This is a genomic window from Rhodococcus sp. LB1 (assembly GCF_001583455.1).
GTDB lineage: Bacteria > Actinomycetota > Actinomycetes > Mycobacteriales > Mycobacteriaceae > Rhodococcus_F > Rhodococcus_F opacus.
Genome location: NZ_LTCZ01000423.1, coordinates 1 through 11,968, shown reverse-complemented (window position 1 = coordinate 11,968; position 11,968 = coordinate 1). Strand labels below are relative to the sequence as shown.

The 11,968-nt window shown below is 67.5% G+C and carries 12 protein-coding genes and 1 pseudogene; 6 read left to right on the top strand and 7 right to left on the bottom strand.

Features of this window, described 5'->3' with window-relative positions; translation table 11 throughout:
* On the top strand, positions 1-1,459 hold a 1,459-nt coding region (gene cydC / locus AZG88_RS43515), incomplete at its 5' end, for a thiol reductant ABC exporter subunit CydC (RefSeq protein WP_231914405.1).
* A gap of 188 nt (positions 1,460-1,647) precedes the next feature.
* Here the strand turns inward: cydC and AZG88_RS43510 are convergent.
* Positions 1,648-2,757, bottom strand: coding sequence for a type IV toxin-antitoxin system AbiEi family antitoxin domain-containing protein (locus AZG88_RS43510; protein WP_061701182.1), 1,110 nt, complete (start codon positions 2,755-2,757; stop codon positions 1,648-1,650).
* 98 nt (positions 2,758-2,855) lie between these two features.
* Positions 2,856-3,578: an FABP family protein gene (locus AZG88_RS43505; RefSeq protein ID WP_005244359.1), complete on the bottom strand. Its 723-nt coding sequence runs from the start codon at positions 3,576-3,578 to the stop codon at positions 2,856-2,858.
* A gap of 242 nt (positions 3,579-3,820) precedes the next feature.
* Here AZG88_RS43505 and AZG88_RS43500 point away from each other — a divergent pair, with 242 nt between their 5' ends.
* Complete coding sequence (locus tag AZG88_RS43500) at positions 3,821-5,128, top strand: cutinase family protein (RefSeq protein ID WP_061701181.1); 1,308 nt, start codon at positions 3,821-3,823, stop codon at positions 5,126-5,128.
* A gap of 67 nt (positions 5,129-5,195) precedes the next feature.
* Here AZG88_RS43500 and AZG88_RS43495 read toward each other — a convergent pair whose 3' ends face one another.
* From AZG88_RS43495 to AZG88_RS43475, 5 genes are all read right to left on the bottom strand, one after another.
* Positions 5,196-5,501, bottom strand: coding sequence for a DUF1416 domain-containing protein (locus tag AZG88_RS43495; protein ID WP_005244353.1), 306 nt, complete (start codon positions 5,499-5,501; stop codon positions 5,196-5,198).
* A 3-nt stretch (positions 5,502-5,504) separates the two neighbouring features.
* A complete protein-coding gene (locus tag AZG88_RS43490; RefSeq protein WP_061701180.1) occupies positions 5,505-6,341 on the bottom strand; it encodes a sulfurtransferase in 837 nt (278 codons plus the stop codon).
* Between the two features lie 67 nt (positions 6,342-6,408).
* Entirely contained in the window at positions 6,409-6,861 is a 453-nt protein-coding gene (locus tag AZG88_RS43485) for a DUF4395 domain-containing protein (protein WP_005244351.1), read from the bottom strand.
* Between the two features lie 237 nt (positions 6,862-7,098).
* Complete coding sequence (locus tag AZG88_RS43480) at positions 7,099-7,575, bottom strand: thioredoxin family protein (RefSeq protein WP_061701179.1); 477 nt, start codon at positions 7,573-7,575, stop codon at positions 7,099-7,101.
* Positions 7,572-8,351 (bottom strand): LmeA family phospholipid-binding protein, encoded by a 780-nt coding sequence (locus AZG88_RS43475; RefSeq protein WP_005244349.1) that lies wholly within the window; start codon positions 8,349-8,351, stop codon positions 7,572-7,574. The genes AZG88_RS43480 and AZG88_RS43475 overlap by 4 nt, the downstream gene beginning before the upstream one ends.
* A 206-nt stretch (positions 8,352-8,557) precedes the next feature.
* On the opposite strand from AZG88_RS43475, the gene AZG88_RS43470 reads away from it, so the two are divergent.
* The 4 genes and pseudogenes from AZG88_RS43470 to AZG88_RS43455 form a co-directional block, all read left to right on the top strand.
* Complete coding sequence (locus AZG88_RS43470) at positions 8,558-9,313, top strand: winged helix-turn-helix transcriptional regulator (protein WP_025431875.1); 756 nt, start codon at positions 8,558-8,560, stop codon at positions 9,311-9,313.
* Entirely contained in the window at positions 9,313-10,230 is a 918-nt protein-coding gene (mshD, locus tag AZG88_RS43465; RefSeq protein ID WP_061701178.1) for a mycothiol synthase, read from the top strand. Before AZG88_RS43470 ends, mshD begins: the two co-directional genes overlap by 1 nt.
* A gap of 214 nt (positions 10,231-10,444) precedes the next feature.
* Positions 10,445-11,563 carry a phosphate ABC transporter substrate-binding protein PstS gene (pstS, locus tag AZG88_RS43460; RefSeq protein ID WP_005244346.1) on the top strand — a complete coding sequence of 373 codons (1,119 nt, stop codon included), beginning with the start codon at positions 10,445-10,447 and terminating at the stop codon, positions 11,561-11,563.
* A 67-nt stretch (positions 11,564-11,630) separates the two neighbouring features.
* Positions 11,631-11,968, top strand: a pseudogene (locus tag AZG88_RS43455) (phosphate ABC transporter permease subunit PstC); the annotation flags it as partial.

Below are 11,968 nucleotides of genomic sequence, written 5' to 3'. Positions count from 1 at the left end.
CGCCCGCACCCAGCTGTACCAGCGGCTGGCCGACGGTGACCCCGCGGCCGCTGCCGGCCTGCGCCGCGGCGAACTGCTCGCCCGCACCGGGGCCGACGTCGACACCCTCGGTGACGTCGTCGTCCGCGCGCTCGTCCCCATCGCCGTGTCCGTCGTCCTGGCCGTGGCCGCCGTCGGCATCCTCGCGGTGATCTCGCCCGCCTCGGCGGTCGTGCTCGCGGTGGCGCTCGCGGTGTCGGGGGTCGCGGCGCCCTGGTTGTCCGCGCGGGCCGCCCGCCTGGCGGAGACGTCCGGCGCCGACGCGCGTGCCCGGTTCAGTGAGGACGCCGTCACCGCGCTCGATCACGCCGCGGAACTCCGCGTCGCGGGTCGCCTCGACCGGACCGTGTCGCGGGCGGTCCGCTCCGAACGCGCCGCGGTCGCGGCCACCGACCGCGCCGCCGCCCCCAGCGCGTTCGCGGACGCCGCCACACCACTCGCGGTGGGCGTGAGTGTGATCGCGTCGCTGCTGATCGGGATGGACCTCTACTCGTCGGGGACCATGAGCCCGATGGCGCTGGGCATCCTCGTGCTCCTGCCGCTGTCCGCGTTCGAGGCCACGGTCGCGCTGCCCGCCGCGGCGGTCGCGCTGACCCGGGCGCGGATCGCGTCGCGCCGAATACTCGTCGTGCTCGACGCCGCCGTCGCGGATCCGCACCCCGGCGACCGGGAACTGGACGGGCCCGCGGAGGTCGTCGCGAAGGACCTGCGGTGCGGCTGGCCCGGAGGGCAGGCCACCGCCCCGCTCGACCTCGACCTGCGGCCCGGCTTCCGAGTCGCGATCGTCGGCGGCAGCGGGTCCGGGAAGACGACCACGCTGATGACCCTGGCCGGGTTGCTCCCGCCGGTGACGGGGACGGTGCGGGTCGACGGACTCGACCTGCACAGCGTCAGGTCCGAGGCTCTCCGCCGGAACGTCGGATTCTTCGCGGAGGACGCACACCTCTTCGACACGTCCGTCCTCGAGAATCTGCGGGTGGCGCGCGGCGACATCCAGGACGCGGAGGCGCTGACCGTCCTGGAGTCCGTCGGGCTCGGGGGATGGGTGTCGGCGCTGCCGGAGGGCGTGCACACGACCCTCGCCGGCGGTGCCAGGGCGGTGTCCGGTGGGCAGCGTCGCCGCCTGCTCCTCGCCCGGGCGCTGCTGTCGCCCGCCCGAGTGCTGTTGCTGGACGAACCGACCGAACACCTCGACGCCGACGCGGGCGCCGACCTGCTCCGGCGACTGCTCGCGCGCGACGGCGGACTGGTGTCTGCGCAGCGGACCGTCGTGGTGGTCACTCACCAGCTTCCGGAGGATACCAGCGCTGACCTGGTGATACGGGTGGAGAAAGCTGAGAGCGAAAATGCGTTGCCGACTCCGTGCGTGCGGCGTACTTTCTTCAGTACACGAGGAAGGAGGTGGTCTGAAATTGAATGACAGACGGACACGTGAGGTGGCTGCCAGCTAGCCGCTACCGCTGACGGAATTCACTGACCGCGCGAGCGGCGAGCGAATCCCAGGCAGCTACCCGGCCCCCGAGCCCCCGGTCTGGTCCAGATCGGACCCGGTGCACAAGCACCGGAAGGCTCGGGGGCCGTTGTGCGCTCCGCGCCCGTGAGTACTTGTCAACCGCCCGACGTTAACAAGTACTCACGGCAGCGCGGGCACGGGTTCGGCGCACTCCAGCCGCCCCGCTCGAGCACCGTCCGCACCTCGGCCGCGACCTCGCACGAGCGCCGCGTCACCTCATCCCAGCCGTAGACCAGCGTCGCCTTTCCGGCGAGTTCCGCCGCGTTGCCGCGACGACGATCGCGCAGCGCCACCGACCGCGACGAGTGGTACCGCAGTCCGTCCAGCCGCACGAGGAGCGGAACGCCGCTGTCCGAGTAGTCCACGTCCTCGTAGAGGGTTCGTCCGTCGACGAGAACCGGCGACTGTCGTCGGGCGGCCGGTAATCCGTGCGCGAGTTCGACGTCGACCGCGTACCGGTGTTCCAGAATCGACTGGACCCCGCCGGAGACGAACGTCAGCGCGTCGGTGAGAGCCCTGCGGTATCTGCGCGGTGGACGCTGCTCGATCCGTCGGAGCAGCTCGTGGACCGGAATGTCGCTGCCGGTGACCGCTGATACCAGGACCCGTGCGGCCGCCACCGCCGACGGCTCCGCGACAGCGAGATCGACGACGGTGTCGGCCCGGGACGTTCGAGGCGGAAGCGTCGGGACGAGGATGTGGGCGTGCGCCCGCGATCGGTGGACCACGACCCCGGGGTGGAGGAGATCGCCCTCGCGGGGCACGGGACGGTTGGATCGCCGGCCGACCTTCCGATACGTCGGTCCCTGCGGCTCCGCAGACAATCCGTAGGGGACGGTGACGTGAATCGGCCCGTCAGGGTCGACGGGCATCAGCCCCCACTCCTCGGCCGCAGTCCGATGACTGAGAATCGCTCGGGGACCACCGAACAGCAGCGCCGCCCACAGCCTCATCGGCCGGTCGAGCGGACCGTTCGTGACGGCGTAGACGCCGTGCAGAACCGCCGACCATTGGCCGGACTCCACCATGTGCTGAATCTGCCGGGTCGAGATACCCAGTCCGCGCAGTTGCCGGGCCGTGACGAGGCCGTGCTGATAGTCGAGAACGCGTTGGAATTCGGGCCGGAAGTCGATCGTCGCAGTCGTCATGGACGCGACGGTGCGCACGGCGACCGACAGGATTCGCCCGAAACAGGCCGAATTCAATTGACCTGTGGATGAACCTCAGGTTGTGGATAACCGGAGCCGTGAGTACTTGTCAACCGCCCGTGGTTAATAAGTACTCACGGGCGCGAAGCGCACGCCTAGCCAACGTAGCGGGACAGCCGCGCGGAGAGGTGGGGACGCAGCTCACCGTCGGCGATGATGCGTTCCTCGACGTAGGCGAGGTCGCCGCCCTCGACGATGCCGTAGAGGCGCTTGGCGCCGCCGACGAGAACACCGGAGGTGCTGCGGATCACGACGTCGGTCGCGAGCTCCCACGACGACTGCGTGAGGGCCTGGCCGTAGAACAGTTCGACGATGCCGGAGCTGTGGGCGAGGAGGAGTTCGACGACTTCCTCGTTGGTGCTGCCGGGAATGCCGTCTCCGCTGATCCGCCAGAAGCCGGTCTCGTGGAGGTCGGGGCGCACGTATTCGCCGTCGGCGTCGAGAACCCAGGTCTGGGATTCCCACTTGAGGTAGTTGCCACCGTTGTGGGAGACGATGATCTGCTGCCCGAAGGGGTAGTCGCCTGTATCGGGGTCGTGGCCTTCCCCTTCACCGCGCCACACACCCACGAGGGGCAGCACTGCGAGGAGTTCGTTGTTCAGATCCGGGCCGAGCCGCAGATTTGCGGTGTCCTCGGGCAGCGGAAGGTCCGGAAGCTGCGGGATGTTCCGCGACGCCGTCGTCTTGGAACGCTCGATGGCGTCCGCGACAGCTGCGTCACCGCTACCACGACGCACGGTGGGGGTGTCCCCAGCGGGCGCGCTCGTAGTCGGGTGCTCGGAAGGCGGATCTGCGCCTGCGTCCGGGTTCTGACTCACGACTCGTCGGTGACCAGGCGGTAGATCGTGTAGAGCGAGAACCACGTGATCAACACGGCGGCAAGGACAAGAAGTACCTCGAAGAAGATAACCACGGGGACATCCTAAACCGAACCCGTCGAACGGTCGAAACGGGAGGCGGCTTACCGTCACTGAGGCTACGGTTTCTCGAAGGCGACCACCCGGTCGGTTCCGAACATTCTCATGCGGTCGTCTCGTCTCCCGTCCCTCCCGGAGGTCCCATGCTTCGATCGAGTACTGCCGTCACCGGTCCGGTGCGGGCCGCGATCGCGGCGACGGTGCTGCTGCTGACCGTGTCGGCGTTCGGTGCTCCCGGCCTCGCCGTCGCTGCGCCGGACACCGGGAGCGCGGGCTCGGGAAGCGCAGATTCGGGGAGTGCCGACACGGACCGTGTCGATCCGAACAACTACGCCGCCGACTGCCCCGACGTGATGATCGTCGCCGTGTCCGGCGCCACCGACTCGACGGAGGACCGCAACCCTCTGACAGACGAGAACCGGCAGCTCTGGTCGAACTGGGTGGGCAACGTGACGGTGCCGACCGGCGAGGCCAACAAAGACGATCCGGGGACGGTGGGGTGGATGTACGTGCCCTACCCCTCCACGTACGGCCTGGGTCTGCTGCAACCCGTTCCGACATACCAGGATTCGATGGCTGCGGGTGTCGCGTCGACGAACAGGATCCTCGACGAGAACAAGGCGAAGTGCGGCGACGACACCAAGTACGTGCTGCTCGGATACAGCGTCGGAGCGGAGGTGGTCGAAAGGGTGTCGCGCGAACTCGGCCACCGCGACAGCAATGCTCTGGTTACCGCCGACGACATCGCCGGCGTCGCGTTGATCGGCGACCCGTACCGTCCCGCGGGCACCCCCTCGATGGGCGAACCCGGCCCGCCAGGAGGCGGATTCATGTCGTCGGAGCCGGCCGATTACGGCGCTCTCGACGGCAAGATCATCTACGCGTGCCGCCCCTACGACATCGCGTGCGACGCGCCGCAGGAGATCGCCGTCCTCGAACTGGCGCTCGGGGTGCTGGGACAGATGCACTTCACCCTGCTGAACCCGGGCCAGACGGTCTCCGACTTCGCGAATGCGGTGACGAACATGGCGGCGCGGTCGATCGTGCACATCGTCACCCACGAAGACTGGTTCGCCTCCGACGAGTCCTTCCTGGACGTTCTCCGCAAGGTCGCCGACCGGACCTACGACCCCGACGGCCCGGACCGGAACGTGCAGGTGTCTCAGGAGCAGATCGTCGAGGCGCTCAACTGGGCGATGGGTCCCGGTTCGGAGGTCGTGAAGGCGAAGCTCGCGGACGAGGGCCCGGGGTTCGTCGAGGACAACAGGGATGTCTTCGAACTGGTGATCAAGCCGTACATCTTCCTGGGCTTCATTCAGCACCTGTTCTACTGGAACAACAATCCGAACGACCCCTGGTACTGGGAGAGCGAGAAGGTCGTCGACTGGATCACCGCGCTCGCGCAGTCGGAGAAGGACGGCGAGACCATTCCAGCCGCGCCGGGCAAGTAGATCCCGCACGACAGAAGGGCCCCGCTCCGGATCGGAGCGGGGCCCTTCTGGTGTCGTCGGCTGGTGACTACTCGCCGACCGTGACGTCGACGTTGTGCACGCCTGCGCTCGACGGGCTCACCGTCGAGGTGCCGTTGCCGGAGCTGGACAGTGCACGCACGGTCCACTCGCCGGGAGCGGCGAAGAAGCGGAAGTCTCCGGTGCCCGAGGCGACGACCTCGGCGGTGAACTCTCCGCCGCCGTCGAGGAGACGCACGAACGCTCCACCGATCGGCTGGCCGTCAGCGGCGAGAACGCGGCCGGTGATGACCGTTTCCTTCTCGACGTCGACGCCCGCGGGCAGGGTCTGGGTCTGTACAGGTGCTCCACACATGGCTCAGTGAACCTCCAACTCGATGGGTGCGCCGACGAGTGAGCCGTATTCGACCCAGCTGCCGTCGTAGTTCTTGACGTCGGACTTGCCGAGGATTTCCTTGAGCACGAACCAGGTGTGGCTGGAGCGCTCGCCGATTCGGCAGTACGCGATGGTGGGCTTCGACTCGTCGTAGCCCTTCTCCGAGTACAGCTTCTCCAGGTCGTCGTCCGACTTGAAGGTGCCGTCCTCGTTTGCGGTGGTGCTCCACGGGATGTTGATGGCCGTGGGGACGTGTCCACGCTGCTGCGCCTGCTCCTGCGGCAGGTGCGCGGGGGCGAGGATCTTGCCGGAGAACTCGTCGGGCGAACGCACGTCGACGAGGTTCTTGTTGCCGATGGAGTCGATGACCTCGTCGCGGAACGCGCGGATCGTCAGGTCGGGTGCGTCGGCCTTGTACTGGGTGGCCTCGCGGGTGACGGTCTCCTTGGAGAGGGGACGTCCGTCGAGCTCCCACTTCTTGCGGCCGCCGTCGATGAGCTTGACGTCCTGGTGGCCGTACAGCTTGAAGTACCAGTACGCGTACGCCGCGAACCAGTTGTTGTTGCCGCCGTAGAGAACGATGGTGTCGTCGTTGGCGACGCCCTTGGCGGACAGGAGATCGGAGAACTGCTGCTGGTTCAGGAAGTCACGACGGACGCCGTCCTGCAGGTCCTTCCGCCAGTCGAGGCGGATGGCGCCTTCGATGTGGCCGCCGTCGTATGCGCTGGTGTCCTCATCCACCTCGACGAAAACGGTCTTGGGGGCGTTGAGGTTCTGCTCAGCCCAGTCGGCGGAGACTAGGACATCGGAGCGAGCCATGGTGTTCCTTTCGATGTGTACTTACTTGTGTCGGGTGGATCGTGCAGTGGTTCTCGGTGTGAAACTTTCAGGCCGCGGTGCGGAAGCGTGCGACGAGTGGATAGATCTGGCAGCCGAGGCAGAAGCCGAACGCAGCATTGAGAAACGCCGCGAACAGGGCGAATGCGGTGGCCACGGCACCGACGACGCCGGAGCCGGCGAAGAAGCCGACGGTGCCGACGGCGGCGAAGACGAAGCCGACGAGCTGCGCGAAGCGGAGCGGTGCGACCGGTTCGCGTTCACTCACCGGAGCGAGTCGCGGCGCGAGGAGGGTGCCGAAGATCCGGCCGTACGGGCTGCGTCGCGGTCCGGTGGCTGCGCCTGCCGCGAAGACGACCGCTTGCAGCGCCAGCAGAATTCCTGCTGCGACCAGCGAAAACGTCGACACGACGAGCACGGCGACGAGGACAGCGGTGGTGACCCAGGCGGCAAACCGGGGGCCACGAACGTCGACCTGCTCGAGCTCGAGTGTTGTGGACATGAGAAGTGCTCCTGCGGTGAGTCCTGAATGCTTGCCTGGCGCCGAACGACGACGGAAGACGTCGTCATCGGGGGTTCGATCACGTGCGCGGAATCCGCGGTGTCAGCAGAAAGCGACAGCCCTGGTGATCAGCAACAGGTACAGCAACAAGCCCCGAGGCGGCACAGGTCTACTGTGCGGCGACGGGTGAGCATGAGCTCGTGGCTGGATTGCACGACGACGAGTTTACCCGGTTCTTCAGGAATTTGAAGCCGGGGGCCGGGTGAGGGGTCCCAGCGCGGCCCGCAGGTCGGTCGCGGCGGGCACTCCGGACACCCGGAAGCGTTGCTGCAGGTCGGCGTCGAGAATGAACGTCGTCGGCAACGACAGAACGCCGAGTTCCTTGGCGAGAGCGGGATACTCGTCGATGTCGACCTCCACTTCGACGGGCGGTTCCGGCTCGCCGGCGAGGTCCGCGACGACCTGTCCCACCACCCTGCGCACCGCCGCGCAGGGTCCGCACCAGTCGGCGGAGAAGTGGAGAACGGTGGCCCGGCGAGCATGCTCCGGCGACCCCGGCCCGACGCCCGCCGCCTCGAGGAGCAGTCGTCGTTGGTCGGTCACGACCGCGGAAGCCTCGCCGGTGCTCCGGACCGTCCCCTGGCGGCGTCGCCAGACGAGCCCGAACACGACGGCGGCGAACAGTGCGGTCAGTAACAGTGTGATTCCTGTCATCGGCTCTGCAGTTCGTTCAGGTCGATCGTGACGTTGTTGCCGACGCCCTCGATGACGATCTGCGAGCCTTCCGCGTAGACCTCCGTCGGCTGGACGCCGAACGGGAGTTCCCGGGGGTCGATGGTCCGGGTGAAGAGGCCGAGGATCGCGGGGGCGAGGGGCTCGGGGATGGTGAAGTCGGCGTGGCCTTCGGGCCCGAAGTAGAAGTCGCTGGCGACGATCTTCACCTGACCGCCGTCGAGTACCAGGTCGGCCTGCACGCTGACGGTGGTCTCGATGGGCCCGACGGGGACGGTGCCGGTGAGGACGACGCCGCCGGCGGTCGGCATCCCCGAGCCGCCGGAGCCGCCGGTGCCGTCCGACTTGCTGGCCGGCGGAGCCGAAACCTGCAGGTCGGGGATGTCGAGGAAGCGTCCCAGGTCGGTGGCATCGATGAGCATGCGGCCGGACAGGTGATCCACCGGAAGGGTCTTCACGGAGCCGTCGACGAGGTCGGACAGCGGCGCGGAGACTCCCAGGAGGGTGGACTCGATCGTCACCTCACCCACGACGTCACTCTGTACTCCCTGGGCGCGGATCTCGATGTTCTCGTACTTTCCGTCCCACGCCTGGGTGAGGAACGGAAAGCCGTGAACAGTCACCTCGGGATCCGCGGTGAGGGACGCGCCTGCCCGCAGTTCCCGCGACACCCGGTACTCCGCGTAGGCCGCCGAACCGAAGTCGACGACGAGACCGAGAGCCACGAGGAAGACGATTCCGATGATGAGTTTCCGCACGGCCCCATTGTGACGGACACCGGTCGGGGGAGTGTCGGTGCAACCTCCGCGCCGGTTGCCGGGGGTTCGGTGCAACGAACGCAGACGGCGGCGCGCTACTCTGTCACCGACAAAAGTGTCGATACCTTCAGTGTCGATCTACCTGGACCGGCGGATGAACGATCCGTCGGCCGGCCGGGTACGACGGCGACGAGATGGGAGGCTGTGTGGAGCTACTGCTTCTTACCTCCGACCCCAACCCCGAGGCAGTGCTGCCTGCCCTCGCCCTGCTGGCGCATTCGGTGCGGCCTGCCCCGACGGAGGTGTCCTCTCTCCTGGAAGCGAGCTCCGCCGACGTCGCCCTGGTGGATGCGCGCACCGATCTCGCGGCCGCTCGCGGCCTCTGCAGGCTGCTGGGCAGCACGGGTTCCGCGGTTCCCGTGGTGGCGGTGCTCACCGAGGGTGGCCTGGTCGCGGTCAATTCGGACTGGGGCCTCGACGACATCCTGCTCCCGGGCACCGGACCGGCGGAGGTGGACGCCCGCCTGCGACTGCTGGTCGGACGCACCGGCGGCGTCGCCAGCCCGGAGGCCTCCGGCAAGATCACGCTGGGCGAGCTGGTCATCGACGAGGGCACGTACACGGCCCGTCTGCGCGGCCGCCCCCTCGACCTCACCTACAAGGAGTTCGAACTCCTCAAGTACCTGGCACAGCACGCGGGTCGCGTCTTCACCCGCGCGCAGTTGCTGCAGGAGGTGTGGGGATACGACTTCTTCGGTGGTACCCGCACGGTCGATGTCCACGTGCGTCGTCTGCGCGCCAAGCTGGGCAGCGAGTACGAATCCTTGATCGGTACAGTCCGCAACGTCGGCTACAAGGCCGTCCGTCCCACCCGCAGCAAGTCGGGTGCGCCGGTGCCGCCCGTCGACGACCTCGACGCCGACGACGCGGACTTCGAATCCGCGGAAGGGCCGGCGATCTAGTGAGTGCTCCGGTGCAGTCCTGGACTGATCGACTCGACGGCAAGCAGGCCGCGGACGTGTCCGCCCTGCTCGAACGCGCGACGGCAGCGGACGGAACCGCCCCGGTGTCGGAGCAGGGCGTGCACGCCGTGTCCGGCGCCGGTAGCGCCGGTGTCCGTCATCTCGTGGAGACCGACGCCGATCGGATCGTCGGGTATGCGCAGCTGCAGCCGGGTCACGGGGATCATCCCGCGATGGCCGAACTCGCCGTCGACCCCGAGGCGCGTCGCCGGGGGATCGGTGGCCGGCTGGTCACCGAGGTCCTTTCCGAGGGTGGTCCGGACGCCCGCGTGTGGGCGCACGGAAATCTGCCTGCGGCGCAGGCGGTGGCGCAGCGCCTCGGGCTGACCGGTGCGCGCGAACTTCTGCAGCTCCGGCGTCCGCTCGTCGATGCGGAACTCCCAGAACTTGTTGTGCCGGAAGATATTTCACTCTGCGAGTACCGCGGCGTCGAGGACGATCCAGAGGTGTTGCGGGTCAATGCTGCCGCCTTCGCGTGGCATCCCGAGCAGGGGTCGTGGACCGAACGCGAAATGGCTGAGCGTCGTTCGGAGGCCTGGTTCGATCCGTCCGGACTGTTCATGGCGTTCGCCGCTTCGGACGAGCAGAGACTGCTCGGATTCCACTGGACCAAGGTGCACCCGAAGCAGGGCGACGAGCCGGCCATCGGAGAGGTCTACGTGGTGGCGATCGGCCCCGACGCCCAGGGGCGTGGTCTCGGCCGGTTGCTGACGCTCGCCGGACTGCACTACCTGCGTGACCGCGGGCTCGGTGCGGTGCTGCTCTACGTCGAGGGCGACAACGCGTCGGCGCTGCACACCTACGACCGTCTCGGGTTCGAGCGGTTCCACACCGACGTCGCGTACGCCCGCGCCTGAGGCGTTCCTCTACTGCCGCACCTGTTGTTCGTCTCGGAAATGTGGACAAATGCTCGGTCTGTTCACCTTCCGTTCACCGATCGTGGTCCAACTGGACATTAGCTACCCCTAGGTTTCTCCGTGGGCAGCGCCGTGTTGCCTGGTGCAGATTTCAACGAAACGCACCTCATGTCGCCGCCCGATCGCGGGCGAGACGGTATTTCCGGAGGACTAGGTGAATCTCAAGCGCAGTGGCGCCCTGCTCGGTGCAGTGGCCCTGGGTGCCATGACCTTGGCCGCGTGTGGCAGCGACAACAACGCGGCGTCGAGCGGCGTCGACGCAGCGTCGTCCAACGCGACGTGCGAGGGCAAGGCCAACCTCTCCTCGGCCGGTTCGTCGGCCCAGAAGAACGCCATGGACCAGTTCGTCTCCACCTACATCTCCGTCTGCCAGGAAAAGGGCAAGACCGTCAACCTGGCGTACAACCCCAGCGGTTCCGGCGACGGACGTACCCAGTTCATCGCGAGCCAGATCGACTTCGCCGGCTCCGACTCGGCGATCAAGGCCGAGCAGGCCGAGCAGGCCAAGGCCCGTTGCGTCGGCGGCGAGGCCTGGAACCTTCCGCTCGTCTTCGGACCCGTCGCTGTCGCCTACAACCTCGACGGCGTCGAGGACCTGGTGCTGAACGGCGAGGTGACCGCCAAGATCTTCAACGGCACCATCAAGAAGTGGAACGACCCGGCCATCGCCGCGCTCAACCCGGGCGCCACCCTGCCGGACCAGGACATCACCGCGATCATCCGCTCGGATTCGTCGGGTACCACCGACAACTTCCAGCAGTACCTCACGGCCGCCTCCAACGGCGCCTGGACCACCGGTGCCGGCTCCGACTTCACCGGCGGAATCGGTGAGGGCGCCAAGGGTTCGGCCGGTGTCGCGCAGGCAGTGGCCTCCGCTCCGGGCTCGATCACCTACGTCGAGAAGTCCTACGCCGACCAGAACAAGCTGTCTGCCGCACAGATCGACACCGGCTCCGGCCCCGTCGCGCTGTCCGACGAGTCCGCGGCGAAGGCGATCGAGGGTGCTCAGTTCAAGGGTGAGGGTGTGGGCGATCTGACCCTCGACCTCGGCTCGATCTTCGGTACCAAGGAAGCGGGTGCGTACCCGTTGGTGCTCGCCACCTACGAGATCGTGTGCTCGAAGGGCTACGACGCCGACACCTCCGCAGCGGTCAAGTCGTTCCTGACCAGCGCAGCGAACGAGGGTCAGGACAACCTGGCCGAGCAGGGTTACGTGCCTCTGCCCGACTCCATGAAGGAGAAGCTGAACGCGTCGGTCGCCGCCATCGGCTGATCACACCGTTAGTCGTTCGGACCCGCCCATGACTCGATATTCTGACCAGGAAAGATTGCGAGCGCAGATGAGTGAAGCGCACATCGAATCAGCACCTCGCGCCTCCGACTCCGCTTCTGGCGGAGTCGGGGTGGGCGGTCCGAACGGCACCCCGGAGGCCGAGTTGAGTACCACCAAGGCCGAAACCCCGACTCCGACAGGTTCACCGCGCGGCAAGTCCGTCGCCAGGCCGGGGGACCGGATCTTCAAGTCCCTCGCAACCACCTCGGCGATCTTCATCTCGATCCTCATCGCCGCGATCGGCATCTTCCTGATCTGGCGCGCAGTTCCCGCACTGAGCAGGAACCAGGTCAACTTCCTCACCAGCCGCGAGTGGGTCACTCAGAACATCAACGCCATGGCGTT